This window comes from Gemmatimonadaceae bacterium, from assembly GCA_037721215.1.
Lineage (GTDB): Bacteria > Gemmatimonadota > Gemmatimonadetes > Gemmatimonadales > Gemmatimonadaceae > UBA4720.
In genome coordinates this window covers 1-25,716 of the sequence record JBBJNV010000021.1, presented here as the reverse complement: position 1 = coordinate 25,716, position 25,716 = coordinate 1, and the positions used below count along the sequence as shown (strand labels likewise).

Annotated in this window: 22 protein-coding genes and 1 pseudogene; 7 read left to right on the top strand and 16 right to left on the bottom strand. The window is 59.4% G+C overall.

Features of this window, described 5'->3' with window-relative positions:
* Nucleotide 1: 1 nt before the first annotated feature.
* From WKF55_12090 to WKF55_12070, 5 genes are all read right to left on the bottom strand, one after another.
* On the bottom strand, nt 2-988 hold the full coding sequence (locus WKF55_12090) for an electron transfer flavoprotein subunit alpha/FixB family protein (protein ID MEJ7760315.1): 987 nt from the start codon (nt 986-988) through the stop codon (nt 2-4).
* Complete coding sequence (locus WKF55_12085; protein MEJ7760314.1) at nt 988-1,740, bottom strand: electron transfer flavoprotein subunit beta/FixA family protein; 753 nt, start codon at nt 1,738-1,740, stop codon at nt 988-990. Before WKF55_12085 ends, WKF55_12090 begins: the two co-directional genes overlap by 1 nt.
* A gap of 90 nt (nt 1,741-1,830) precedes the next feature.
* Nucleotides 1,831-3,240 carry an arylsulfotransferase family protein gene (locus tag WKF55_12080; protein MEJ7760313.1) on the bottom strand — a complete coding sequence of 470 codons (1,410 nt, stop codon included), beginning with the start codon at nt 3,238-3,240 and terminating at the stop codon, nt 1,831-1,833.
* Nucleotides 3,237-4,745: a hypothetical protein gene (locus WKF55_12075; protein MEJ7760312.1), complete on the bottom strand. Its 1,509-nt coding sequence runs from the start codon at nt 4,743-4,745 to the stop codon at nt 3,237-3,239. Before WKF55_12075 ends, WKF55_12080 begins: the two co-directional genes overlap by 4 nt.
* Nucleotides 4,746-4,800: 55 nt before the next feature.
* Nucleotides 4,801-5,385, bottom strand: a complete 585-nt coding sequence (locus WKF55_12070) for a hypothetical protein (protein MEJ7760311.1) — start codon at nt 5,383-5,385, stop codon at nt 4,801-4,803.
* A 236-nt stretch (nt 5,386-5,621) separates the two neighbouring features.
* Here WKF55_12070 and WKF55_12065 point away from each other — a divergent pair, with 236 nt between their 5' ends.
* Nucleotides 5,622-8,435, top strand: a complete 2,814-nt coding sequence (locus WKF55_12065; GenBank protein ID MEJ7760310.1) for a carboxypeptidase regulatory-like domain-containing protein — start codon at nt 5,622-5,624, stop codon at nt 8,433-8,435.
* Between the two features lie 12 nt (nt 8,436-8,447).
* Here the strand turns inward: WKF55_12065 and WKF55_12060 are convergent, their stop codons facing one another.
* On the bottom strand, nt 8,448-9,677 hold the full coding sequence (locus tag WKF55_12060) for a DUF1343 domain-containing protein (GenBank protein MEJ7760309.1): 1,230 nt from the start codon (nt 9,675-9,677) through the stop codon (nt 8,448-8,450).
* Nucleotides 9,678-9,708: 31 nt separating this feature from the next.
* Nucleotides 9,709-10,938 carry an MFS transporter gene (locus tag WKF55_12055; GenBank protein ID MEJ7760308.1) on the bottom strand — a complete coding sequence of 410 codons (1,230 nt, stop codon included), beginning with the start codon at nt 10,936-10,938 and terminating at the stop codon, nt 9,709-9,711.
* 56 nt (nt 10,939-10,994) lie between these two features.
* Here WKF55_12055 and WKF55_12050 point away from each other — a divergent pair, with 56 nt between their 5' ends.
* Nucleotides 10,995-11,924, top strand: a complete 930-nt coding sequence (locus WKF55_12050) for a restriction endonuclease (GenBank protein MEJ7760307.1) — start codon at nt 10,995-10,997, stop codon at nt 11,922-11,924.
* Nucleotides 11,925-12,034: 110 nt separating this feature from the next.
* A complete protein-coding gene (locus WKF55_12045) occupies nt 12,035-13,219 on the top strand; it encodes a phosphodiester glycosidase family protein (GenBank protein MEJ7760306.1) in 1,185 nt (394 codons plus the stop codon).
* 205 nt (nt 13,220-13,424) lie between these two features.
* Here the strand turns inward: WKF55_12045 and WKF55_12040 are convergent, their stop codons facing one another.
* From WKF55_12040 to WKF55_12025, 4 genes are all read right to left on the bottom strand, one after another.
* Entirely contained in the window at nt 13,425-14,603 is a 1,179-nt protein-coding gene (locus WKF55_12040; protein ID MEJ7760305.1) for an acyl-CoA dehydrogenase family protein, read from the bottom strand.
* Nucleotides 14,604-14,652: 49 nt separating this feature from the next.
* A complete protein-coding gene (locus tag WKF55_12035) occupies nt 14,653-15,261 on the bottom strand; it encodes a SprT-like domain-containing protein (GenBank protein ID MEJ7760304.1) in 609 nt (202 codons plus the stop codon).
* A gap of 92 nt (nt 15,262-15,353) precedes the next feature.
* Nucleotides 15,354-16,175, bottom strand: a complete 822-nt coding sequence (locus tag WKF55_12030) for a metallophosphoesterase (GenBank protein ID MEJ7760303.1) — start codon at nt 16,173-16,175, stop codon at nt 15,354-15,356.
* Between the two features lie 7 nt (nt 16,176-16,182).
* Nucleotides 16,183-16,914 carry a hypothetical protein gene (locus WKF55_12025; protein MEJ7760302.1) on the bottom strand — a complete coding sequence of 244 codons (732 nt, stop codon included), beginning with the start codon at nt 16,912-16,914 and terminating at the stop codon, nt 16,183-16,185.
* Nucleotides 16,915-16,939: 25 nt separating this feature from the next.
* Here WKF55_12025 and WKF55_12020 point away from each other — a divergent pair, with 25 nt between their 5' ends.
* From WKF55_12020 to WKF55_12010, 3 genes are all read left to right on the top strand, one after another.
* Nucleotides 16,940-19,024 (top strand): carbon starvation CstA family protein, encoded by a 2,085-nt coding sequence (locus WKF55_12020; protein MEJ7760301.1) that lies wholly within the window; start codon nt 16,940-16,942, stop codon nt 19,022-19,024.
* Between the two features lie 123 nt (nt 19,025-19,147).
* Nucleotides 19,148-21,481, top strand: a complete 2,334-nt coding sequence (locus tag WKF55_12015) for a prolyl oligopeptidase family serine peptidase (protein ID MEJ7760300.1) — start codon at nt 19,148-19,150, stop codon at nt 21,479-21,481.
* The gene (locus WKF55_12010; protein ID MEJ7760299.1) at nt 21,481-21,672 is read left to right on the top strand and encodes a YbdD/YjiX family protein; all 192 of its coding nucleotides are present in this window, start codon (nt 21,481-21,483) and stop codon (nt 21,670-21,672) included. The genes WKF55_12015 and WKF55_12010 overlap by 1 nt, the downstream gene beginning before the upstream one ends.
* Nucleotides 21,673-21,744: 72 nt before the next feature.
* Here WKF55_12010 and WKF55_12005 read toward each other — a convergent pair whose 3' ends face one another.
* Nucleotides 21,745-23,034 (bottom strand): hypothetical protein, encoded by a 1,290-nt coding sequence (locus WKF55_12005; protein MEJ7760298.1) that lies wholly within the window; start codon nt 23,032-23,034, stop codon nt 21,745-21,747.
* A gap of 254 nt (nt 23,035-23,288) precedes the next feature.
* Between WKF55_12005 and WKF55_12000 the strand changes: the two genes are divergently transcribed.
* A complete protein-coding gene (locus tag WKF55_12000) occupies nt 23,289-23,564 on the top strand; it encodes a hypothetical protein (GenBank protein ID MEJ7760297.1) in 276 nt (91 codons plus the stop codon).
* Between the two features lie 89 nt (nt 23,565-23,653).
* On the opposite strand, the gene WKF55_11995 is transcribed toward WKF55_12000, so the two are convergent.
* The 4 genes and pseudogenes from WKF55_11995 to rpsL form a co-directional block, all read right to left on the bottom strand.
* Nucleotides 23,654-24,280, bottom strand: coding sequence for a methyltransferase domain-containing protein (locus WKF55_11995; GenBank protein MEJ7760296.1), 627 nt, complete (start codon nt 24,278-24,280; stop codon nt 23,654-23,656).
* Between the two features lie 137 nt (nt 24,281-24,417).
* Nucleotides 24,418-24,721, bottom strand: a pseudogene (locus tag WKF55_11990) (transposase).
* Between the two features lie 92 nt (nt 24,722-24,813).
* Nucleotides 24,814-25,284, bottom strand: coding sequence for a 30S ribosomal protein S7 (gene rpsG, locus WKF55_11985; protein MEJ7760295.1), 471 nt, complete (start codon nt 25,282-25,284; stop codon nt 24,814-24,816).
* Nucleotides 25,281-25,685, bottom strand: a complete 405-nt coding sequence (gene rpsL, locus WKF55_11980; GenBank protein MEJ7760294.1) for a 30S ribosomal protein S12 — start codon at nt 25,683-25,685, stop codon at nt 25,281-25,283. Before rpsL ends, rpsG begins: the two co-directional genes overlap by 4 nt.
* Between the last annotated feature and the right edge of the window lie 31 nt (nt 25,686-25,716).

Below are 25,716 nucleotides of genomic sequence, written 5' to 3'. Positions count from 1 at the left end.
CCTAGTGCCCCTTGCGAGCTTCGCGCACGGCTGCGGTCAGTGCCGGCACGATCTCGAGTACGTCGCCCACAATTCCATAGTCGGCGACCTTGAAGATCGGCGCATCCTTGTCCTTGTTGATGGCGACGATTGTTTTGGACGTGCGCATGCCCGCCAGGTGTTGCACTGCACCTGAAATTCCAACGGCGATGTAAAGATCGGGACTCACGAGCCGGCCAGTCTGTCCGATCTGGTCACTGTGCGGTCTCCATCCGTCATCGGTCACAGCGCGGGTCGCTCCTACAGCAGCGTTGCCGAACGCAGCAGCAAGATCTTCGACAATACTGAAGTTCTCCGCGGACTTGAGCCCACGACCGCCAGCGATAATGACGGGTGCCTCTGCCAGATCGAGCTTGCCCTTGCCGCCTTCAATCATCTCCGTTACCACAACGCGAGAGGCCGAGGGATCTGCCACTGGCGACACGTTCTCGACGCGACCCGCTTTCGGATTGGCCACGGGTGAGTAGGTATTGGGCCGAATCGAAACCAGCGCCGGAGTGCTCGCGATCGCCACAGTTGCGATGACCTTGCCAATGTTCATCGGGTGCCTGGCAAGTAGCACATCGTTGTTCATCTCCACCGAAATCGAATCGGTCACCAGACCAACCTGAAGCTTGGCTGCGATTCGTGGGGCGAGATCCCGCCCTTGCGCGGAGGTTGAGAAAACCGCTGCTTTGAATCCACCCTTCCCGATCTGTTCCGCGGCCAGTGCGGCCGCCGCTTCGGGGTTGTAATGTGTAAAGCCTTCATGCTCGCAGACCATCACCACATCGGCGCCGTGCTCCGCGAGCAGCGTCGCCTTGGCGGTGATCCCTGCTGCACCTACCAGGAGAGCATGTACTTCGCCGCCCGTTGCGTCCGCAAGTTTGCGGGCCGCGGTTACTGTTTCGAGCGCGACTTTACGCAGCTCACCGCCGCGTGCTTCAGCGTAGGCAAAAATGTTCGCCATCAGAGTACCTTGGCCTCAGTCTGGAGAAGCCGGATGAGCTCCGGCACTGCTGCGGCACCCTCACCGACGATGCGTCCGCCGGCCCGGTCCGGCGGCAGCTCGAGTTTTTCGATTTTGACTTTCGGATCTCCAAGCGACGCCGGTTTCGATTCGAGCGGTTTTTTCTTGGCGGCCATGATGCCCTTGAGCGATGGATAACGCGCCTTGTTGAGACCTTCATCAATGGTAAGGACCGCTGGAAGCGGAAACTCCATCATCTCCTGAGCACCCTCGAGTTCGCGCTTGGCTGTGCCGCGGCCATTAGAAACTTCCAGCCCGGAAACGGCGGTGACACAGGGGAGATCGAGTAGTTCCGCCACCATCGGGCCGGTGATTCCGTTGGAGGAATCGGGCGAAAGTTTTCCGAAGAGGATGAGATCGTAGCCGCCGTCCCTCAGCTCCGCGGCGAGCGCAGTAGCGATCGCGAAACCATCGAAAGGAATTCTGTCCGTCTGGAGATGTATTCCGCGGTCGGCGCCCATGCTAAGGGTCTTGCGGATCGTCTCCTGGGCCTGGGTTGGCCCGAGGGAAATGACGACGACTTCCCCATCCCCCGCTTTCTCCTTCAGTTGCAGCGCGGCCTCGACGGCCCACGCATCGAAATCATTGAGATCGAACTTGATGCCGGTTTCGTCGAGCGACGCCCCGTCTCCGGCAATTCTGAAACGCACGTCCATGTCTGGAACGCGCTTCACGCACACGGCGATTTTCAAGCCGCTTCTCCCCATGTGAAAGATTTCACACAAAGATACCAGAAGCGGGCCACAGGGTGCAGAGTACTCAGCCAGATCATCAGTCGCTGTTCAGCGCGCTGTGCCCACCCCCGGAGAATACAGCGAGAGGATTCGCTGCGCACGAAAGACATAACCGGCATTGCCGTCGATTCGCCAGGTGACGCGGCCCGTCTCGTCGTACTCCTCCACCCGGCCAGCCGTGCCGAACGATACCAGGGTGCGCCCGCCTGGCAGGGTCTGCACGCTGCCCCCGATTTGCGTTACCACACCGGGGGCCGAGCCATACGAATGATCGAGGCGAACCGTCCGAGCGACCTCGTCAAGCGCGTAACGCTCGGCTCGGGATTCAGCCGGGTTGCCCACGTTATCCAGGAGAAGGAGCCTGCCGGGTGACGATATTCGTGCACTGTGCTGATGGGTGAACGCCGGTAACGGTGTGCCCGCAAACGTGAACTGATTCCGGCGTCCGCCCATGCGCCACATCACAGCGCCAGTACCTGCATGGATCTTGGTGATCTCATCGAGATTACGGAACGACACGATGAGATTCCCGTCAGTGTCGAATTCGAGCGCATTCCCGTGAGTCCAGTTTACGTTCGGCCCTGTGCGTTCGGCTGGCGCAACGTCAGTGATCGCGAAATGGTCGAACGGACTCCATCGAAACAGGAGCGCCCCGTCTGCACTCACGTGCTGCACGCTCGTGCCGGTGACCCTTGCGGCCGCGACGCCGCCGTCCGCTCTGAGGTCCATCGTGCGGGATTCGTCGCACATGAGCCAGTAGCTGCCATCGGTTTCGGCGATCAGATCGTGGGGGCGCGGCTGAAGACCGAGCGCACAGCCCAGCGTTCGGGCACTGTTGCCGAGCGGGTCGATCTCAACCCATGAATCGATATCCGTAGGATCCGGAGTCATGGGCCGCGCGACGTACCGGCCGTTGGGCTCCGCCATGAAGCTGAGCCCCGGACCGTTGCCGGCGAAGCGTCGGTACCAGACGACGCGTCCCGTGTTGTCGATTACCACGCCATACATTCCGGCCGCGAACACAGCGTAGCCACGGGAAGGATCGACCCCGCTTGCGGCATACCGGGGAAGATCGGCAGGCAATGCGCCAGTGGTAAATTCGATCGGGTTGCCGCTTACGGTGCCCCCTGGCCCGAATGCGACCGCACGCAGGACATAGCGGCGTTCAGGCAGCAAACCAAGCACGGGAATGACCGCCGAATCCGCGATTGTCATGACAGCAGGTGTGACGCTGTCACCGGGTGCGGCTTCAGCGAGATTGAACTGTACCCGAACGCTGTCGGCCTGCGATACACGGACGGACATGACAGCGCTCAACACGTTCCACGGATTCTCTGCTACAAGCGAGACGACAATTATTGGAGCGTCGGGCCGCCGAGGAGCTGAGGGCTCGCCCACGCAGGCTGCAGTGAGGAGTGCCGCGAGGGGAATTCGTCTCGCCCACACGGCGATCTTCACGGTTGCCACACCGGATTGGACACTGGCTGCAGGGATGTCACCCGGCTGAACGGTGTACCCTGAAGATTGATGACGTCGAGCTCGCGCCCGTAATAGAATGAATTTGTCGAGATTGCTATCTTCCGGCCGTTCGGGGCCCAGGAGGGATCTTCTTCTTCTTCGGCAAGCGACCGAGGCGATATCAGGCCTGAACCATCGGCGTTCATGATGACGATGCCACCACCGCGTGAGAATGCGATCCTGGTTCCATCGGGGGACCACGCCGGCTGACGGTCGTCCACGCTAATAGGCGACGTGATGCGCATAGGGCGGGAGCCGTCCTCATCCATGAGCCAGATCGCCCTTATCCCCTCGCGTTGGCTGCGGAACGCTATTCTGCGGCCGTCGGGCGACCACGTGGGGTCGCCGTCGAATGCATCGTTGCTGGTAAGCCGCACCGGGTTCGTGCCGTCGGCGTTCATCACATAGATCTCGGAGTTTCCGTCGCGCATGGTCGCGAACGTGACCCTGGTGCCATCGGGCGACCAGGACGGGCGGGAGTCGGAGGCCGGTACGTTGGTGAGGCGCGCCGGGCTCGTGCCGTCCGCATTCATTATGTAGATCTCGTGGTTGCCGTCGCGCGCGCTGGTAAAGGCAATGCGGCGGCCATCGGGCGACCAGGCGGGATCCAGGTCCTCAACCCCGTTGACGGTGAGCTGCCTGCCACCTATTCCGTTGGAATTTACTACATGGATTTCTGCATTGAGACCTTCGCCATGCACGAACGCCAGCAGCCTGGGTGCCTCACACACGATGTCGACGGCGACCGCAAGAGGATCAGCTTCGCTTATCGTAAACGTACGCGGGTTCGGCATGACGACGTCACAATTTGCCGCGACGTCATAAAATATCAGTTCCCAGCTTCCAAGAGCTAACGCGGAAAATGTGACCGGACCTTTCGTCCGGTGACTGCTTAAGACCTTGCCAGTCCGGCGCAGAAACACGTGATAGCCGTTCGGATCGAGATCGACGCCAGTCGTCGTAATCGTGATCCGCATACTCCCTGACCTCGGAATGCACGTTACAGAGAACGACACGGATACGGTCGAGCGCCCTTCCCGGCCGGCGATGACATCCACGGAACGCGGGTTGCTGCCCTGGATCGAGCAGTTTGGTGCGAGGCCATCGAGCCTTACGAGATGATTGCCCGGTGGCAAGTCAGCCAGCGTTACCGCACTGTTGACCGCAACGGCCTGACCTGTCCCGCCGTCGATGCTCAGCGAGTAGCCATCAGGATCCAGGTCGACGGCCGCACCCGTAGTTGATACAGAAACTGCAACGGCTCCAGTAGCCGGGCCCGTTGAGTCACCGCAGCCGAGGCTCAGAACCGCGGCGGACAGCAGCAGGGCAGCAAATTTGTAATCGATACCGCGAGTGATGGCTCTCGTCAGCGAATTCGGGCGGGACGGGTCACATGCCGGGCCGAGGAAGGCGTGGGCGAGCGAATTGCGGGTCTTTGCGTACATGATACCCTTCCTCGGTCACGGTGATTGAGCAGGAGAGGATTCTCCTGCCCTGCTGCTAGAACGGGCAGTTTCCGGGTTTGGGAGCGTCGATACGGAGCGCCGCGCCAACCGGAGTGAAGTAAGTCACGATGTTCCGTGCCGGGTGCAGGGTCTCGTTCCGCGCGAGATGGGCGTGGTCCCCGACGTCCAGATAACCCTCTCCTGCTCTCTTTATTATCGGAGTGCAAGTCGGATCGTCAGATTCGTAGAACGCAATCTCCCCCTCAACGACCATGATGAAAACCGGGCCGGGGTGCGTGTGCCACCCGCTCTGTGAGCCGGCATTGAAAACGATGGTCTGAACAGCTACATCCAACGGATCCGAATCGATTTTCATTTTCCAGTCGCCGGTTTCCCGTTCAATGCTGAACGGGCCGTCGAAGGTCGCACGGGCACGCAGCATCGACGCCGTTCCCGAACTCGGGGTGAAGCGGGGAGTGAGTGACTCCGTGGCCGACGAAGGTGCGACTGGCTGCTCACGCTCGCTGCAACCCGCTATTGGAAGCGCGAGGGCGAGGGCGACCGACAGCTTGGCCACGGCGGGGCGAACGGGCGAACACAGGCTGGTTCTGCCGACCGAAGTGAATCTGGTGCGGATCATTGGTCCTTGTCCTTTAATAAGGGGTTTGAGGGCAACCGTCATACTCTTGCCCTGGAGTAACACGCGTATACTCGGCGTCGCCCCTCATTTCCAACTCATTCCAGCATCATCCCTGGCTCAGCTTTGGCTCAGACTTCGGTTGCACCACACGCGAAATGCCGTTGACTCATCCCGGCATTGCTCCTACCATAGAACCCAATCCACAGCCCGATCTCCCTTTCCAGTGAGAGCCCCCGATGAACAATCGTCTGTTCCTCATTTGCGCTGCAGTGCTGATAGCGGCACTCGTAACTCCCTTCTCGGCAGCCTTCTCGCAAACTACAATTCAACTGGAAGGCACGCTGAAGGCGTCAAATGGTGAGGTCATTCCCAACGCTCAGGTGTCTGTAACGGAGCCTTCCACAAACACACTCCGAAATACACGCTCGAATGCACTCGGCGGATTCCGCGTTCTCGGCCTGTCCCCCGGACGATATACAGTCACCATTCGTGCGCTCGGCTTCGCGCCGGAAAGTCAGAATGTCGAGTTGCTGATCGGGCAACGCGCGAATCTGGTTTTTTCTCTTGATCGGGCTGCGACGGAGCTCGGCTCAGTGATGGTCAAGAGCGAGCACATGACCAACGTTGAAGTGCAAAAAACGTCCGTGTCCGCTCCAGTGGTGCGCGAGCAGATTCAGAATCTGCCGACAATCGACCGCAATATCATGACCCTCGCGGCCATCACACCGGGGATCAAGGCGTTCGCGCCGCAGGCGGGCCGCGCACTTCCGTCAGCAGGGGCGGTGCCCGATCTGCGGTTCATCAACTTCTACATGGACGGGATCGAGCTGAAGTCGCTGTTCAATGGAAACCTGGTTGGCATTCCGCAGACGGGCGCGCCGCTGCCGCAGGAATCGGTTCAGGAGTTTCGCGTATTCCTAAACCCGTACGACACCGAGTACTCACACGCCGGTGCCTACGTGATAAGCGCGGTGTCGAATCGCGGTACCAACGACACCAAGGGTTCCGTATTCGGCTACATGCAGAACAAGGACATGATTGCACGAACAATATTTCAGAAGGCAACGCCGAACTTCAGCAGGCAGCAGTTCGGAGCAAACGTTTCAGGAGCACTGAGGCCGGATCGCCTTTTCTACGCGTTGAACTACGAAGTCACCAACACCAACAACTTCATCGACGTTGTTCCCGGCAGACCAGCGTTCAACCCGGCGATCTGGGATTCGTACCGGGGTGCGAAGAAAGCTCCGAACCTGAATCACACCGGATTCGGGCGACTCACCTACGAACAGAGTCCCAAAAGCACGTTCGATGCGGAGTGGGCAATTCGCAAGATGGCTGGTGAGTCGAACTTCGGGGGTACAACGTCGCAGGAGGCAGGAATCGATCAGGCGTATCTCGTCAACGTGGCGCAGATCAGACACCGATACCTTCCGACTTCGAACTCCCTGAACGAGTTGAGCCTGCAGCTCGTAAACTGGAACCACACCGAAGGGCAGCTCGTTCCGGGACCGCAGCTCAACTACCCGAGCCTGGTCATCGGTACCGCCACGTTTCCACTCAAGCTGAATGAGCGGCACCTGCGCTTCATCGACCGCGCAAGCTTCACGCGTGACAACTGGCGTGGGAGCCATCTCTTCAAGGCCGGGGTGGAGCTGAGCCACATCGCAGCCGATCAGTTTTCGCCGAATTTCAAGGACGGCTCATTCAGATTTGGAGTGGATTCGAGCACTGTTCCAAACCAGGCGACGGTCGGTGTCGGCTTTCCAACCACTGAAGGCACGGCCGACGCGCTGGCCGAGGCGTCGGGGTGGGTGACGGGAGTGTACCTCAACGATGAGTGGCGCCTCAAGCCGACGTTTACACTCAACCTCGGCGTGCGTTACGACGCAGAGCTCAACACACTCAACAACGATTTCACAGTGCCGTGGGCGAGTGATACCGCTATTACCAACAGGACAGTACTAGCGAATTACATCAACCGCGGCGACCGCAAGAACGATCTCAACAATTTCTCGCCCCGCGTTTCGTTCTCGTGGGATCCGACAGGTATGAACCGCACGTTCATCCGCGGCGGAGCGGGGATTATCTACGATCGTGTTCCCAGCTTCATCGGCTTCCAGGAGAAGCTCGCTTCATCGTGGCGAACCTACACAATCAGCAACCCGGGCACACGCGACGTTGCCGCACTTCGCGCCCGAGTGGTCTCGGGCCAGATCGCTACGACTCCGAATATCGTATTGGTCAAGAACAAGATGCAGGCTCCCGAGAACCGTCAGCTTTCGCTCGGAATCGGTCATCAGATGTCCCCTGATCTCGCGCTCAACGCTGACTACATACATCAGGATGTGCGGCACCTTTACACGCGGCTCAACCCGAACTATCGCGATGTTACCCGCAACGCCCGCAATCTCACGCCAAAGTACGGTGACATCATTCTCTGGGATGACTTCGGACGCGCAAAGTTTGACGCACTGGTGATGTCACTCGGGTATCGCCGCGCAGCGGTGCTCACCAATCTCTCCTATACGCTCGGTTTCTATAACGCAGAGTACGATGCTGTGACTGCGCCGGCATATCCGTTCCGCGAAACGTACAACATGCAGCGCACGGCGGGTGATGAGCGACACCGCTTCGTGTTGTCCGAAGTCGCGACACTGAAGTGGGGTTTCGAGCTAGCAAGTATCATCACGCTCGCCAGTCCGCGTCCGTACGCGGTAACGCTTGGAGTAGATGTAAACAAGGATGATAATTTCGCCGACGACTTTCTGCCGGACGGGAGCGTTACGGGCGAGCGCACTGCACGCCCGGATGGCTCGTGGGAGAACTGGTATCGCAACCTGGATATACGCGTCGGGAAGAAATTCTTCGACGGACGCGGAATGACGATCAGGTTGACCGGCGAAGTGTTCAACGTCTTCAATACCAACAACGTCGCCGGATTCTTTGGACGGCAGAAAGACGCGGCGGGCAATGCGCTTTCAACCTTCGGTGTTGCAAATGCAGCGTTTGGCGCGCGCCGCGCTCAGGTCGGAACGAAAGTGGAGTTCTAGGACGAGGGTGTTCTACTTGTAGATAAGGAACGGCCGCGCTTCGACCTCGAAGGCGGCCGATTCTTTTTTCCACTGTGCGAGCAGCCGTTCTACTCCTCCCTCTTTTTCGACTGCCTTCCGCAACTGGTCGGTTCCGGCCAGCCGGTCGATCTTCGGCACGAGCCAGTTGAATTCACGAGGGTGTCGCTTGTAGATCGCCCGCAGCATGTGAACGCCCACTTCGATACCGTCCACCTTGTCACGATCTGTTACAACAACCTCAATCATCGGGATCGTTTCGCCGGCGAACTTCCGCGCAGTCGGGGTCAGTTTCCGGGTTGTAGCGGTGAACCTGACACCGGCAAGGCGTTTTGCGTTCAACTCGCTGGCAATAGCGGCTGCGTCCATCATCCAGCTTGCTCCGACAAACCGGAATGGATCCTCGGTTCCGCGCCCTTCGGCAACGTTCGTGCCTTCGAACATGACTGTTCCAGGGTACAAAATCGTTGCGTCCATCGTCCGCAGATTGGGTGAGGGGTTGATCCATGGAATGCCTGTGGCTTCCCACCACATCGAGCGCCGGTACCCAGCCATCGGCACCACCGTAATATCGGCGTTAACCAGTTTTTTTCCCACGAGGTAGCGAAGCAGCTCACCCTGAGTGAAACCATACCGCAACGGCACAGGTTGGTAACCGACAAACGACGCGAACTTCGGGTCGAGCACATTGCCCTGAAACTTGTCGGCGCGAATCGGATTGGGTCTGTCGAGAACGATGAAACGCTTGCCAGCTTTCTTTGCCGCAGCAGCAGCTATTACCATTGTCCACTGATAAGTGTACACTCTCGCGCCAACATCCTGGATATCGTACACGAGGACATCCAACGGCTCCAGCATTGCTGCAGACGGCGTGTATGTCGAACCATAGAGCGAGTGTATTGTAACGCCAGTCACCGAATCGACTGCACTTGCTATCGGGACCCCAGCTTCGGCTGCACTGCGGAGGCCATGCTCCGGGCCGAACAGTGCAACGAGTTTCACTCCGGGCGCACGGTGAAGGAGGTCGACGGTGCTCGTGCCTTTACGATCGCGTCCGGAGGCATTGGTGATCAGCCCGACCCGCTTGCCTCTAAGCAAGTGAAGCGAATCGCGGAGCAGTACCTCGACCCCCGGCATAACTCTGCCTGGTTGCTGTTGCAATGCCGCCGCTGGAACAGCCAGCGTGCCCAGCATCAGGACAACGAGAGAAATTAGAAGCGGCATCGGTACCTCGTGGTTGAGTCGACGGACGAAATCAAGCTTGAGACTGCGCGGTCGAAGAATGACCAGACATCAATATGAAGACAATTGGTGCAACCGCTATGGCGGATGCGCCCAGCGAGAGCGCGGCCACGCCGTAGTCATCCAGAACGAAGCCGCCGAGCAGTACGAGTACAGATGCGCTGAGCCCGGCAAGCAGGTCATTGAAGCCGAGGAGCTTGCCACGCTCCGTCGCCGAGGCGAGATCGGCGAGCTGGCTGGTTGCAGCCACAAATGACAAATTCCATCCCAGTCCGAGACCGAAGAGAAGTATTGCTACTGGAACGACAGACTCGGACCACGTGAGCCCGGCAGTGGACACGGCGAGTATCGCGAGGCCCGCTGCAAGGGTGCGTGTGCGCCCCGCACGGTCAACGACCCATCCGACTGCCGGCATGAATAGATACATGCCGAGGACGTGCGCGCCAATAATTGGAAACACCATATGCTGCGGATGATGCAGATGCTGCACGACGACGTATCCGGTGAGATTCATGACAGCGCCCATGATCGCGAAGCTCACCACTCCCGCTATGAGGGCGACTGCAACGCCCGGGCGCCGGAGAATTGCTGCAAGTGGCGACGCGGCCAACGCAGGGGATGGTGGTATTGAATCGCCTTTCTCGATCGATTCTGCGATACGCTTTGGATCGGGCCGGATATTTATCACGATCAGGAAAGCGATCAGCATCATCGCGCTTGCCGCGAGCCATGGAAGCACGAGTGTCTGTGCGGATAACTCACGGCCCCTGAAGATCGGTGCAAATACCAGCGGGCCCAGTATCGCCCCGAACACCGATCCGAACAGCACGTAGGCGATTCCGCGGGCGCGGCGTGACGCGGGGTACATGTCACCTGCCGCGGCACGGGCTAGCTGCCCGGTTGCTCCAGCAGCGCCGAGCAGAATGAAGCCGGGAATGGCGGCGAGGGCAGAGTGGGTGTGCGCACCGAGGCTCAGGAGCGCAGTGCCTGACGCTCCGGCGAGAAATCCGCCCGCGAGCACCGGTATGCGACCGACGCGGTCCATGAGACGGCCAGCGGGCAGGGCGGTGAGAGCGGCGGCGACCATTGTCAGAGCTGGCCCGAGACCGAGCAGACTGGTGGTTCCGGTGACCAGGACGAACGTGATCGACGACATGGCCGCGCTGAGTTGGAACGTTGCAGACTGCATGGCCATCGCGGCCGCGAGAAGTGCTGTATTCCGCCTGACGGGGAAGTCATTCATCGCGGTGCAATGTATGTTAGCTGGACATGCGAAGTAGTCTGCTGAAGATTCTCTAAATGCCAATCCCCGATTTTCAAACCGTCATGCTCCCCCTGCTACGTCATCTTGAACGGGGAGAACAGAACGGTCCTGCGTCTGTCGAGGCGCTAGCGGCTCATGTCGGCCTCACCTCTGAGGAGGTTGCGATGAGGATTCCTAGCGGCTTGGCGCCTAAGTTCGCGAACCGAATCGGGTGGGCCAAATCACATCTTAAGATGGCCGGTCTGATCGAGTCTCCTCGACGCGGCGTCTATCGTCTTACAACTCGCGGACGGCAGATGCTCGATTCTAGTCCATCGGCCGTCACACTTTCTGTTTTGAATCAGTTTCCCGAATACGTTGCGTTCCGAAGCGGGAAACGAGATTCGGAAACAGCCGCGGTTCCAGGTAACGGAACTGTTGAGGGTGAACCAGCGACTCGAGACACCAGAACCCCAGATGACCTGATCGGCGAGGGCTACGATCAACTGCGAAAGGCTCTCGCTGCGGACTTACGGGAACGCATCGCCGCTATGTTGCCCGCGAGTTTTGAGAAGTTAGTAGTCGACCTCCTCAAGGCAATGGGATATGGTGGGCCCCAGGACGACGCCGGTATCGTTGTCGGTCGCGGAGGCGATGAGGGTATTGACGGAGTGATCAAGGAAGACCGCCTCGGTCTTGAGACGATCTACATCCAGGCAAAGCGTTGGCAGAACACAGTCGGCCGCCCCGACATTCAGCGTTTTGCTGGAGCTCTTCAGGGACAACGTGCAAGAAAAGGAGTCTTCATCACGTCATCGACCTTCAGCTCGGAGGCCCGCGCATATTCCGCATCGATTCCGACGACGATAGTTCTGATCGACGGGGCTCAGCTGGCGGAGTTGATGATTGATCACGATATCGGAGTGACCACAGCAAAGCGTCTGGACATCAAGCGGGTCGATTCAGATTACTTCGAAATCGAGTGAGGTTTTTGGGCCAGCGGACACTCCATGATCTTCGACAGGCGAGTTAAGGTTGCTTGCTCCGCTCGCGATTGTATGATTTGCTTGCGACATAGCTGAAGGCGTTGAGCAACATGTACAAGCTGATGTTGCTGGCAGTAGTCGTTCTGTGCGAACCGGCGGTTGCGAGAGCACAGGCGTGGGATACGGCTACCCTCGAGCTGGTTGGACCCGGGGTGGTTCACCGCAGACTCGTAGTGAACAGCGGTCCATGGCGCATGCCCGTTCTCGAGGTCGATCTGCGCACGCCCGGGATTTCCCTGAGAGGGGTGCGCTCGAATAACAAGTTCCGCGGGCGCGAGAAAGTCACATCAATGGTGACGCGCTACACTGGCCCCGGAGCTGCCGTCGCGGGGGTCAACGGCGACTTCTTCAACGTGAAGATTGGAACCGGAGAAAGCGAGAACAACGTAATGGTGGAAGGAGTGCTGTGGAAGGGTGTGCGCACGACCGATTCACCGTATGACACTTACGACAACCTGCACTCGCAGTTCGGCATGGACTGGAAGAACAGGCCGTTCATCGACCGCATCGGTCTCGACGCGAAGATTTTGGAGCGTGGCCGGCGCGCAGCACGGCTGGACGGCATCAACTTCAGGCAGGACACAAACGCCGTTGTGCTCTACACTCCCTCGATCGGCGATTCAATCCCAGTCGACTCTGCAACGACCAGCATGTTGTCAGTCGCCCTGAAGTTGACGGCAATGCGTGGGGACACCATGGTTCTTAGCGTTGCAGGACGACCCCTCGAGGGGCGGTCGGCGCGCCTCTACGGCGAATATGCAATTGCTGCCGGAGGGCAAGGCCGCGCATTCGTGACTGCATTGGCGAGGCGGAGCGGAACCGTGAGAATCGTCGCCCGGCTGACGCCGGACCGGGGAAGTCTGAGAACAGTTGTAGGCGGCTGGCCGCGTCTGATACGGCACGGGAACAGTGTCGCCGAATACGCCGATATCGCGGAAGGCACGTTTCCGCGATTCTCCGCAGGCCGACATCCGCGAACTGCAATCGGGTTCTCCCGAGACAGCACAAAACTTTTTCTTTTCACGGTTGATGGTCGCCGAAGGTCCGACGCCGGCATGTCGCTCACAGAGGTGGCGAGCATGATGCTCAAGCTTGGAGCGTACGAAGCAATGGCATTCGATGGGGGCGGATCGACGACAATGGTGATCCATGGCAAGGTAGTCAATCGGCCTTCTGATGAAGCCGGAGAGCGGGGCGTTGGGAGCGGTCTGCTCGTGGTGCTCAAAAGCCGATAATTTACGCGCTAGTTCCGCCGCTCCGCGGTGCAAAGCGGGGCCTGGCAGATTCCTGCCCAGGCCCCGTCCTGTCTTCGCTCCGCTCGGAAGGTGCTGCCTCCGTCATTTGGCGAAAGCTAAGAACCATGCGTCAGCAGAGCGTCAGCACCGAGGGAAAGCCATTCCGGCCAGCGCCTCCCGACTCGTATGCGTCGAGCACCACCAGCTACTCAAACGCGGCCAGTCCCGTCACCGCCTGGCCGACGATCAGCGTATGAATGTCATGGGTCCCCTCATACGTATATACGCTCTCGAGGTTTGCCATATGCCGCATCGCGCCGTACTCGGCGAGGATTCCATTCGCGCCAAGCAGGCGCCGTGCCTCGCGCGCGATGTCCGTTGCGATGTTGACGTTGTTGCGCTTGGCCAGCGATACCTGTTGGGGCGTGAAGGTCCCTGCATCCTTCAGCCGACCAAGGTGAAGCGCGAGCAGCTGCCCCTTCACAATCTCGGTGATCATGTTGGCGAGACGTTCCTGCTGAAGCTGGAAACCCCCAATCGGACGGCCGAACATTATCCGGTTACCGGCGTACGCCAGCGCTTCTTCATAGCAGGCGATCGCCGCGCCGATCGCACCCCATGAAATTCCGTATCGCGCCTGCGTGAGGCACATCAGCGGGCTCTTGAGTCCGCCGGACTTCGGAAGAATGGCGTCGGCTGGCAGGCGAACATCCTGAAATACCAGCTCGCTGGTGTCGGACGCGCGGAGCGAGAGCTTGCCCTTCTGATCCTTCGATGAAAAGCCCGGCGTATCGGTGGGCACGATGAATCCGCGAATGGCCGAGTCGTCCTTCGATTCGCCGACTTTCGCCCAGACGATCGCGACCTGCGACGACGAGCCGTTCGTGATCCACATCTTTGCGCCATTTAACACCCAGCTTCCGTCGGCCTGCTCGCGGGCACGCGTGATCATCCCGGACGGATTCGATCCAAAGTCCGGCTCGGTAAGGCCGAAGCATCCGATGATGTCGCCGCTTGCCATCTTCGGCAGGTAGTGCTTCTTCTGCTCCTCGCTTCCGAACGCATAAATGGGATACATCACCAGTGCGCCCTGCACCGACGCGAAAGATCTTACCCCCGAGTCCCCGCGCTCGAGCTCCTGCATGATGAGGCCATACGCGACATTGTTGAGCCCCGCACAACCGTACTCCTCCGGCAAATTCGCGCCGAACATACCGAGCTCCGCCATCTGCGGGATGATTTCCTTCGGGAATCGCCCTTCCACATAGCACTTGCCGATGACCGGGAGAACCTGATCGTCAACGAACTGGCGGACGCTGTCACGAACCGCGCGCTCCTCCTCGGAAAGAGCGGAGTCGATATTGAAAATGTCGGATGTTGGCATGATCGAAAGATAGCGGAGGCGAGCCCGCCCCCACGTCCCGCTCCTCCCTTTATGCGACCTCCCGACAAGCCTTCGGAGCAATGCCGACAGCCCTTGCCTTTGCGCGAAATCCCCGTCCGTGATCGACGCGCTGCCCCTGCTCATCCTGCCACTGGTGAACCATCTCATGCAGCAGGGTATGCAGCACTTCCTCCCGCCGATGAAGTCCGATGTGTCTGCGACTGATGACGATTTCGGCTCCCCGCCCCCTTGGCCCGCTCCATGTATAATGCCCGAGCCGGCTCTTCATCCTCCGCGAGATCCTGATCGGGATTGACCTGAGCTCGCCGCTGAACTTCGCGTCGTTGAAAGCAGCGTGATGGTGAGCCATGTCGATTGACCACCGTTCATCGTCCCGATGCGTTCGTTCGCGGGCGCGCCGTTTCCGGGGATTGAGATGGTGCTCGTGCGACAGCTCATGCGAAAGCAGAACGCGACGCGCAGCCGCCCGATCGGCCTTCGTGCGGCCCTGTACGAACACAACGATCGCCCGAAGAATGTTGTCAGGCGCATTCAGATATCCGCTGTGAACGCGAAGCACGCGGTTGCGGAAGCTGACGACCACTGTCCTGTTGTTCGTCAACTGACACTGATATCCGTCGTTCAGCCCCAGCGCCATCAGACGCAACTGAAGTTCTCTTCCGTTACGCGGCGGCGCTTCCAGCTCGAGCGAGAGCTGTTCCTGGACTCTCCGAAATCCTAGGAAACGGCCTAACGCTCGAAGCAGCGGTGGGGCCCCGCGACGAAGGTCATGCTTTCGCTCGACCAGATTCGTGTCGTGACATCGATGGTATCAGCTCCGATATCGATCACATTCACTGACGAAGGCCGGCCCCCGCGTGATCTGCTGGACACTGTTCCGGCCGTTGAAATCACAGTGCCTTTTTTTGTGTGCTCGACGTAGTGCACCGACTCCTGGTGGTCATGACCGCACAGTATGAGGTCCACCCCCATCGCGGCGAACGCGCCCAGAATTTTTCTTGTGTTCTTGAGCCCGTGGCGCTTCGATAGCTCACCTTTCACGGGGTTGTGATGCATTACGATTACCCGCGCATTACCCGGCTCTCCCGTCGCGAAGGCAGCCTCTGCGATATCAAACTGCTCGCGCCGGATATCGCCGATGATCGAGATGTCCCGCATGTTCCAAGTCAGCGTCCGTGAAGTAACCCCATGCGATGTATTTATCCCCACCAGGGTCACGTCCGGGACCCGAAGCACCGGCTCCAGGTCGGCCGAGATGAATCGAACGTAGTTGTCGTACATCTTCCGAACGCCGCCAACCCCCATCGGGGCTCGCCACCATTTCACGTCGTGATTCCCGGGCACGGTGATCGTGCGACTCACTCGCTCTGCATCGCGGATGAACACTGCCGCGCGCTGAAACTCGCCCGCCCGCGCCCGTTGCGACAGATCACCGGAGATGGCGACGACGTCGAACTTCTCGGTCTGAATCAGCGCCTCGATCGCCTCGATCTGGGCGGGGACAGCGGGCCGGCCGAAATGGAGATCGGATACGTGAAACACTGTCGTCATCCCTTCGTCACCGAGCCACTGCGAGATCCGCCAGCGCTGTCGCGATGGCGTCTGCCACACCGGGCCGCAACGAGGCCTTACCGTCTGCGGTAATGTCGCCAGACCACACCACACGTGATGTCCGAGTGTCAATCAGATAGGTTCGCAACGTGCCCTGCCGGAGCCCGCCACGGTTTCCCACCCGAAGCTCGACAGGCAGCAGTACGTAGCGCGCATCTCTGAAAGCGGCCATCGATCGAATTTGGGATGCGAGCGGCTGGCCAAGTGGGTCGTCCGACGGTTTTATGAGACGGCGCAGGCCGGCCGACGAAATCGCCCGGGGGTCGCCGACAATTCCGCCGCTTCGTCCGGCCGCTTCGACGATCGCCGGCGCGAAGGTCCACGTTTTCTCCAGACCCCGCTCGGTGAGCTCGGCCGCGATTCGCTCATCCACCGAAACCAGGAACGCGGCGCGCCGCGTAGGGTCTCTCAGCTCCTCGTACTCGCCCCGTCGCGCCAGGTCGACGGCCCAGGCGGCGCTGTCCTGAACCGACACATGCTGCACGGGAAGAATCACCAGCGGGCGCCCCGCCATGAATGCGAGCGGCTGCACCGGCAGTGGATTGGCAGCCCCACTTTCTGCCGGCCGCGGGCCGCCGCAACCCTGCATGACGACGGCGGAAAAAAGCAGCGCTGAGAAGACGTTCGTCAGGGAGGACATGATGTGATTGCGGGAAACATAACCGTTGAGCATTTTCACCGCCTCACTCCAGCCTTCCATCCTCATGCGCAAGATAACAGAGCCGATTCTGCTCGTGCTGACGGCCCTGCTCGGCGCAGCCAGTTTCGCATGGCTCGCGCTTTCCCGGGGCGAGTCGGTGAACGCCGCGTGGTTGCTGACGGCCGCCGTGTGCACGTACATCATTGCGTACCGCATCTACAGTCGTTTCATCAGCGCAAAGGTGTTTGAGCTCGACGACCAGCGCGCCACTCCGGCGGTCCGGCTGAACGACGGCCGGGATTACACACCCACCAACAAGTGGATTGTCTACGGGCATCACTTCGCCGCGATTGCCGGCCCGGGGCCCTTGGTTGGCCCCACCCTCGCGGCGCAGTTCGGTTTTCTGCCGGGCGCGCTCTGGATCATCGTCGGAGTGGCGGTGGGCGGAGCAGTGCAGGATTTCGTTATCCTCTGTTCATCTCTTCGCCGCGACGGCAAGTCGCTCGGCCAGATGGCAAAGGACGAGATCGGCCCCGTTGCGGGATACACCGCGCTTGTCGCTGTTCTCGGCATCATGATTGTTCTGATCTCCGTGCTGGCGCTGGTCGTCGTCAACGCTCTTAAATCGAGCCCGTGGGGAGTCGTGACCATCGGCTTGACTATACCGATCGCGATGCTGATGGGCGGCTACATGCGCTGGCTCCGTCCGCACCGCGTACTCGAGGCATCCGCAATCGGAGTTGTCCTGCTGATCCTTGCGCTATATGCCGGCCGCTGGGTGGCGGAGAATCCGGTGCTGGCGCCGATCTTCACGTTGAGCGGGCCCACCATCGCTCTGCTTATCATGGGGTACGGTTTTGCGGCGTCGGTGCTGCCGGTTTGGTTGCTGCTCGCGCCGCGCGATTACCTCTCGGCGTTTGTGAAAATCGGCGTCGTCATCGCGCTCGCGCTTGGGATTCTCATCGTCCTGCCACCGCTCCAAATGCCCGCAGTGACGCAGTTCACTGACGGGACGGGCCCCGTTTTCGCCGGCAAGGTTTTTCCTTTTGTGTTCATCACCATCGCGTGCGGTGCGATTTCCGGGTTCCACGCGCTCGTCGCTTCCGGAACGACTCCCAAGCTCATCGCACGGGAGACCGACGCACGGATGATCGGCTATGGGGCGATGCTCACCGAATCACTCGTTGCTGTGATGGCGCTGATTGCGGCGTGCGTGCTGACACCCGGAGTCTATTTTGCCATAAACGCTCCGGTTGCGGCGCTGGGCACGACCGCGGTGAGCGCAGCGGCGGCTATTCAGACGTGGGGATTCAGCATTGCACCGGGCGAGATGGAATCACTCGCGCGCCAGGTGGGAGAAACATCACTGCTCTCACGAACGGGCGGCGCTCCGAGCCTGGCGGTCGGCATGGCCAGCCTCTTCTCGTCGGTGTTCGGCGGCAGCGGTGCGATGGCACTCTGGTATCACTTCGCCATCATGTTCGAGGCCTTGTTCATTCTCACGACGCTCGACGCGGGGACGCGGGTCGGCAGGTTCATGCTGCAGGATCTGGGCAAACATATATGGGCTCCCATAGGTCGCGTTTCGTGGTATCCCGCAGTCGTCGGTTCGAGCGCCGTTTTCGTGGCAATGTGGGGATACTTTCTCTATCAGGGCGTGATGGATCCGCTGGGAGGAATCAATTCTCTCTGGCCACTGTTCGGGCTCTCCAATCAGCTGCTCGCCGCTGTCGCGCTCTGTGTGGGCACGACTGTTATCATCAAAATGGGCAAGGCACGTTACGCGTGGACGACGATCCTTCCGTTATCATGGCTCACGGTCATCACGCTGACCGGTGGCTGGCTCAAGATTTTCTCAGACAATCCAAGGCTGGGCTTCCTTTCACATGCCAGAATGCTCGAAGGCTTCATTGCGGCCGGCAATCTTCCGCCCGGCGTTCAAACCATCGAAGCCGCGCGCAGAATGATTTTCAACGATCGTCTCGACGCCGCGGTCGCCGGCTTCTTCATGGTTTCGGTACTGGTGATTCTCGTTGCTTCGGCAGTTGAATGGGCCCGGATTCTGAGTGGACGGAAGCGGCCGGTCAGCACCGAAGTGCAATTCAGCCACCTGCGTGATTTCGCCATCGATGCGACGGCCGGCGGGTAAATGCGGCCCTTTTGTGCCTGTGCAAAAGTCCATTCGAATTCCACCGAGCCCCCTCGGCGTTAGCGCAGAAGTCTATATGCGTCGGGCCTGACGGGATCCCTCTCACCTCAATCCATTTCATAAATGCGCAAAGCTCTGTTCGCGATTCTTTTTGCCGCTCCGCTCGCCGCACAACAGCCGGCGGCGTTCGATTTTTCCATCAGAAATATCATGCGGGGTCCCGAGCTGTACGGCCGGCCTCCCGGCGACGTTCGGTGGAGCGCTGATAACCGCTGGATATACTTCACCTGGGTTGCTCCGGGCAGTGACTGGCGTGAAACGCCAAAACGGTATCGCGTGCGGGCCGCGGCCGGCTCAAAACCGGAGCGAGTGTCGCCGGCGCAATTCGATTCAGTGGGCGGAATGGTCACTCGCGGTGACCGATCGCGAGACAACCGAATGGCAGTAGTGGAATACGATGGTGACCTCTACCTGACGGATCTGCGGAAAGGCACCACCCGTCGGTTGACCCAGACCATCGCGCGGGAGCGCAGTCCCGAATTTTCTGTCGATGCAGGCAAGGTTTTCTTTGTCCGCGACAACAACGTGTTTTCACTGGAGATGCAGGGCGGGGTAATCCGGCAGGTCACGGACCTTCGAAGCGGACCCGAGCCGGTGGATTCCGCGCGCCCCACCGGACAGCGCGGACGCCTCGAGCAACAGCAGCGTGAGTTGTTCGAGGCCATCCGCGACCGCGTACGTTTGGACAGCATCCAGAAGGCCGAGCGGCTGGAGCGGGAAGGTCGCGGCCTCAAGGCATACTACACGATGCGGGGAGAGGAAATCGCCTCGCTGTCGGTCTCGCCGGCGGGAACGGGACTGCTGATCTCGACGCGAATTCCCGTGCAGGGTAACCGGGTCACCGACGTACCGCGCTACGTTACCGAGAGCGGTTTCACAGAGGATATCCGAAGCCGAACGAAAGTGGGTGACGCCGAAGGCAAGGGACGTGTGGGACTTGTCTCATTGTCAGCTGGATCGATCCAGTGGCTGAAACCATTTCCTTCCGATACGGCAAATGGATTCGTGCAACTGCTCGGATGGAACGACGCGGGAACGCGGGCCGCGTTCTATGCGTTCACCGGCGACAGCAAGGTGCGGCTGCTCCAGTCAATCGATGCGTCCACCGGCAGGATAGTCACTCTGGAGACTCTTCGAGACTCTGCGTGGGTGAGCGGCCCATGCGGCGGATGCGGCGGATGGTATGACGCAGGACGAAGGTTCTGGTACGTGTCCGAAGCCGATGGCTTCGCGCATGTGTACACAGTAGCCGCGGATGGAACCGATCGCCGCCAGCTGACCCGCGGAAAGTGGGAGGTGAGGGGTGCAGAACTTTCTCCGGATGGAAAGTCGTTCTACCTGCACACCAGCGAAGTGTCGCCATTCGAGGTGCAGCTCTATCGGATGTCCGTAGCGGGCGGCGCCCGCGAGCGCATCACGACGCGGTCGGGGGGTCACGCAGCAGTCTTATCGCCCAACGGCGAATGGATAGCCGATGTCTACTCTTTCGTGAACCGTCCGCCCGACCTGTTCCTCATGCGTAACCGGCCGGGTGCGGCGATGTCACAGCTTACGGTGTCGCCGAGTTCGGAGTGGCTGTCGTTCAAGTGGATCGAGCCGGAGATCGTGATGATTCCGGCCTCCGATGGCGCAATGGTGCCGGCTCACATTTATCGTCCCAGGGACATGGGCGCTCAGCCGAACGGTGCCGGCGTGATCTTCGTCCATGGCGCGGGCTACCTGCATAATGTCGGCAATTTCTGGTCGTCGTATCCGCGCGAGTACATGTTCAATCAGTATCTCGCGTCAAAAGGTTACGTGGTGCTCGATCTCGACTACCGGGCATCGGACGGTTATGGGCGAGACTGGCGGACGGCGATCTTCCGGCACATGGGCGGCCGCGATTTGCAGGACCAGGTCGATGCGTCGCGATACCTTCGGAAGGAGTATTCGATAGATCCCGAGCGGGTGGGTATCTACGGCGGCAGCTACGGCGGATTCATCACGATGATGGCACTGTTCACGCACCCGAAGGATTTTGGCGCGGGTGCTGCGCTACGCAGTGTCACTGACTGGGCGCATTACAACAACGGCTACACCTCGGCGATTCTCAATTTCCCGCAGACGGACACGCTCGCGTATCGCCGGTCGTCACCGATCTACTTTGCCGAGGGTCTGGAGGATCCGCTGTTGATCGCGCATGGCATGGTCGATACGAACGTGCATTTTCAGGATGTCGTTCGGCTGAGCCAGCGTCTGATCGAGCTTGGCAAGAAGGATTGGGAGCTTGCGGTGTATCCGGTCGAGGACCATGGGTTTGTGCGACCGTCGTCGTGGACGGATGAGTACCGGCGGATCTTCGAGATCTTCGAGAGGTACCTGCCGTCGCGGGTGCCGGCGAGGAGCGCGGCCCGGTGATGGACCGACTCGCGCAAACCCTCGCCAGTATCGCGCGGTCGGTCCGCACGATATTGGGTGCCCCTGACTACGATCGGTATCTGGCGCACATGGGTGAGTATCACGGAGGCAGTTCCGTGCTTACGCGCGATGAGTTCGCCCGGGATCGGGCCGATACCCGCTACAACCGTCCCGGTTCACGATGCTGCTGACGTAAGGTGGCAGCGCGGTCCGGGGGGGAAACGTGAAGACAGGTTCGCGCTCCTTTGGCTGGATCCCCCCGTTTATGGTGCCGAGTCTCGCTGCGCTGTGACGCTTCCAATCGTGCGCGCCTGCCGGAGCCTCGCTTCTTCCGTTTCCATTGGTGGTTTCCAATTGTCACCCACGCAGCTGACCTTTTGCGTCACGTGACTCGTCGCACCAATGCTCATCGCGCCGCAGGGGAGCAGCCCGTTCGCCATTCGTAAAGGTGTTTCCGCGTCGTGAATGGCTTGGGCGAGGACGAAATAGCCCACGTCGTCGGACGACATCTCCGGCGCGGGAACGCATCCATATCCGCCCATCACCGACGGCCACGAGCAAGTGTGCGAAAATCCGAGAGCGTGGAGGAACTCGTGCTGGACGAGCGACCGTGACACGACGCCGGCACTTCTGAACGAGACCGAAGCGCCGGTTATCTGGTCGGACGTATTGAACTGCCAACGGGCGTAGCCAGCGAACCCGTAGGTATTGCCAATCCGCACGGTGATGCGATTCGCCGGATCGTGTTCGCTGACGGGTACGAACAACTGACGTCCAACTGCGCTTTCCATCGCCTTGAGCGCACTCCAGATCGTCGCGGAGTCGGCCGGGTCGAAGCCGGTAACAGCAACCGGTACGGGAAATGAGGGCCACGCTTCAACGCCGGTGCGAAATGTCTCGGGATAGAATCCGTTCACGCACTGATCGCCGGGTCTGCCACAGCGATAGAGTGCGTCCGACATGTCTGTCCTGATCACGCTGCCTGCGAACGCTCCAGACGTGAGAGAAACCGTCTTCGGAATGAAGACAACTGACACTGAAGCGGGCAAGTCGGCCCGGTTTGCAATCATTGCGCTCGGCCAACTGGCGTCCGAGCCGGTCGTGTCTCCGCGCGCAATGTATTGCACGGTATCAGCCAACAGCATCGAGCCCGAAAAGGTCCACGACGAGAGCTTTGTCGATCCAAGGGTCAGCGAATCATCGTCGCTCCGGAGAGTCAGAGTGTAACCGTTCAACTTCAGGAAACCAACCGGGATCGCTGCGCGCACGACGGCAGAGATGGGTGTTCGGGAAACGACGTTGACTGCAAGTGAGCTGGTTTTTCCATCTACAGTAGCGGTAACGATCGCCTTGCCAACGCCCTTCGCGGCCCTGGCCCAATCATTTGCGTCTACTTTTGTGACGGCGCCTGTAGTTGCTCCACGACCACCGCCGCCGGATGACGTTCCGCCTGCAGTGACCGCTTCGACCCCGGCGAATGGCAGCGAGAACGTGCCGGCGACGTCGCCGGTCAATGTCGCGTTCAGCGAAGCGATGAATGCGTCAACGATCAACGGCGCGACATTCTTCCTTTCTTCCGGCGGACCTTCGTCTCAAATTGCGGGTCAGTTACGTACGACGCCGGCACTCGCATTGCGACCTTTACGCCCAACGGGCCACTAGCCGCTAATCGGAGTTAAACCGCGACGGTTACGACGGGGGTCAAAGATGCTGGCGGCAAGGCACTTGGGGCAATGACAGCTTCAGCTTTACTACTGGTTTTTTACGACCGCTCCCGCGATGGCTTTCCTTTGGGGGATGGTGGTTGATGGTTCTGGCGTGTGCATTGAGGGTGCGACTGTTCGACAGGTGCGAGGGCGGGCCGTCGGCCAGAAGTATCGCACAGACGACGCCGTGCGACGCGTGGGGCTACGACGGTGGCTTCATTTTCGAGAATCTGACTCCTGGTGCGGAGATGACTTTGGAAGTATCAGCACCCGGTTATTCGGTGTACGAAAAGACGGTCGTTCCGTCGTCGGGGCCACAGATGTCGGTCCTGTTCACCCCAGCCCGGGATCAGCTCGAAAAGTTGCAGATCTCCTGACCCAGGAAAGGGGTGAGAACCAAGATCAGGATTCACACCCTACGAAATGGCTCCTCTCTCGGGGAGGAGGTCAACTATAGCAATACGTTTCACTTTGTACATTCTATAGCAACAGCGTTTTCAAATCTGCCGGCTTCTTCCACATGTTTGAATATTTCATCCGCACTGTCATTAAAACAGCAAGGCCTGCAACTTTTGAAACCTGCTTGTTGAAGTTCAAAAATTAACGACTTTTGATCCCACATCCATAAGTGTTCTGAATTGCCCATAGAATATTTGATTAGGCCCCGCAAGCTTGTGTCTCTATGCCGTTTGCCCAGCATGGTTGCCTTCAAAAACTCTGATGCCGGATTTGGGTATTGCTCAAAACTTTCGAGGTAATTTTCCGCTGCACTTTTAAGGTCGGGTACTACACACCGAAACAGCCCCCCAGGCTTTAACAGCTTATATGTATTTGCCAGAGCCTTGTTGAAATCATCATAAGACAGGTGCTCCAAAATGTGCGAACAATACAGGCCGTCACAGCTATCTTCATTCTCGGGCAATCCTGCTATGATGTCTCCGTATCGTACATTGGTCGGAAAACGCTGAATGTTTTTTTTATACAATTGACCCAAAAAAGGGATTTTTTCAATGCGTAAGGTGGGAGATGCATCGTAATTTACCCAGCCAGCCGGAGCGCTGAATCCACAGCCGTATTGCACATAATGTTTCATAGGGGCAGAGCAATTAACTGTGCTGACAATACGCCAGCATGATAAGAAAATGGAATGAGTCCTTTTCTGGTGATCTCCATAATTTTATAATCTAAGGCTGGTGATCTCAACCGGTGTGACCTCCTCCCCGTGCGGAGTCACTCAGGCTGTGAGTCGTTGGGGTGAGTTGTTGTTGTCCCTGCTCTTGCTTCTAAGTTCTCTTGCATACTCCTCGGGGTTTGGAAAGCGAGGCCGCTGTGTGGCCGAGTTTCGTTGTAATCCTTCCTCCAAGGCTCGAGCGCGTCGCTCAAGCGTAAACCACTCGGTGTTCAGGCACTCTTCCCGAAACCTCCCATAAAAGCTTTGGACGAACGCGTTCTCGACGGGCTTTCCTGGCCGAATGAACTGAAGCATCACGCCGTGTCGATGCGCTCATAGATCTGACGCTCGTCCCGAGAACTCAGGACACCAGGTATCGAGATAGGGATGCAAAAACGCCCCCCTCAGTGCAGTAACACCAAGCGGGGCGCGAGCTTACGAAAGCGAGCTATGGACTACCAGCGATAATGCGCGAACGCCTTGTTCGCTTCGGCCATGCGGTGTGTGTCTTCTTTCTTCTTGATCGCATTGCCTTCGCCTTTAGACGCGGCAATAACTTCGGCGGCGAGTTTCTCTGCCATCGACTTTTCCCCACGACCGCGCGAGAAAGTAATGAGCCAGCGCATCGCCAGCGCGGTGCGGCGATCGGGGCGGACTTCGACGGGAACCTGGTAGGTCGCTCCACCGACGCGGCGGCTCTTGACTTCGACGGCCGGCTTCAAGTTGGTGAGTGCCTGCTTGAAAATCGTCACGCCGCTCTGAGCAGTTCGAGTCTCTACGAGATCCATCGCGCCGTAAAAGATCCGCTCGGCGGTGGATTTCTTGCCCTGATACATGATGGCGTTGATAAACTTCGAAACCGTCTGGCTCTCGTACCGCGAATCAGGCAGAATCGGGCGTTTTACCGACTTCTTGCGACGGCTCATTTCTTCTTTCCTGCGGCAGCTGGTGCGCCGGGCTTGGGCTTTTTGGTGCCGTACTTGGAGCGGCTCTTGTTGCGTCCATTGACGCCGGAGGCGTCGAGCGAACCCCGCACGATGTGATACCGAACTCCAGGAAGATCCTTCACGCGACCACCACGGATCAGCACGATCGAGTGCTCCTGCAGATTGTGGCCTTCGCCCGGGATGTACGCGGTGACTTCGAAGCCATTGGTGAGGCGGACACGGGCAACTTTTCGGAGCGCCGAGTTGGGCTTCTTCGGGGTTGTCGTATATACTCGGGTGCAGACGCCGCGCTTTTGCGGGTTGGACTTGAGCGCGGGCGCTTTTTCTTTCTTCGGTACGTCGCGGCGACTTTGCCGGACGAGCTGATTGATAGTTGGCATTAAAGCTTGTGGGGTGTAAAAAATCCCCCGC

Bases quoted from the DNA above. Each gene is read 5' to 3' on its own strand.
- WKF55_12090 (MEJ7760315.1), bottom strand. From the start codon at position 988: ATGGCGAACATTTTTGCCTACGCTGAAGCACGCGGCGGTGAGCTGCGT.
- WKF55_12075 (MEJ7760312.1), bottom strand. From the start codon at position 4,745: ATGTACGCAAAGACCCGCAATTCGCTCGCCCACGCCTTCCTCGGCCCG.
- WKF55_12070 (MEJ7760311.1), bottom strand. From the start codon at position 5,385: ATGATCCGCACCAGATTCACTTCGGTCGGCAGAACCAGCCTGTGTTCG.
- WKF55_12065 (MEJ7760310.1), top strand. From the start codon at position 5,622: ATGAACAATCGTCTGTTCCTCATTTGCGCTGCAGTGCTGATAGCGGCA.
- WKF55_12060 (MEJ7760309.1), bottom strand. From the start codon at position 9,677: ATGCCGCTTCTAATTTCTCTCGTTGTCCTGATGCTGGGCACGCTGGCT.
- WKF55_12055 (MEJ7760308.1), bottom strand. From the start codon at position 10,938: ATGAATGACTTCCCCGTCAGGCGGAATACAGCACTTCTCGCGGCCGCG.
- WKF55_12050 (MEJ7760307.1), top strand. From the start codon at position 10,995: ATGCCAATCCCCGATTTTCAAACCGTCATGCTCCCCCTGCTACGTCAT.
- WKF55_12045 (MEJ7760306.1), top strand. From the start codon at position 12,035: ATGTACAAGCTGATGTTGCTGGCAGTAGTCGTTCTGTGCGAACCGGCG.
- WKF55_12040 (MEJ7760305.1), bottom strand. From the start codon at position 14,603: ATGCCAACATCCGACATTTTCAATATCGACTCCGCTCTTTCCGAGGAG.
- WKF55_12035 (MEJ7760304.1), bottom strand. From the start codon at position 15,261: ATGGCGCTGGGGCTGAACGACGGATATCAGTGTCAGTTGACGAACAAC.
- WKF55_12030 (MEJ7760303.1), bottom strand. From the start codon at position 16,175: ATGACGACAGTGTTTCACGTATCCGATCTCCATTTCGGCCGGCCCGCT.
- WKF55_12020 (MEJ7760301.1), top strand. From the start codon at position 16,940: ATGCGCAAGATAACAGAGCCGATTCTGCTCGTGCTGACGGCCCTGCTC.
- WKF55_12015 (MEJ7760300.1), top strand. From the start codon at position 19,148: ATGCGCAAAGCTCTGTTCGCGATTCTTTTTGCCGCTCCGCTCGCCGCA.
- WKF55_12010 (MEJ7760299.1), top strand. From the start codon at position 21,481: ATGGACCGACTCGCGCAAACCCTCGCCAGTATCGCGCGGTCGGTCCGC.
- WKF55_12000 (MEJ7760297.1), top strand. From the start codon at position 23,289: ATGGTTCTGGCGTGTGCATTGAGGGTGCGACTGTTCGACAGGTGCGAG.
- WKF55_11995 (MEJ7760296.1), bottom strand. From the start codon at position 24,280: ATGAAACATTATGTGCAATACGGCTGTGGATTCAGCGCTCCGGCTGGC.
- rpsG (MEJ7760295.1), bottom strand. From the start codon at position 25,284: ATGAGCCGTCGCAAGAAGTCGGTAAAACGCCCGATTCTGCCTGATTCG.
- rpsL (MEJ7760294.1), bottom strand. From the start codon at position 25,685: ATGCCAACTATCAATCAGCTCGTCCGGCAAAGTCGCCGCGACGTACCG.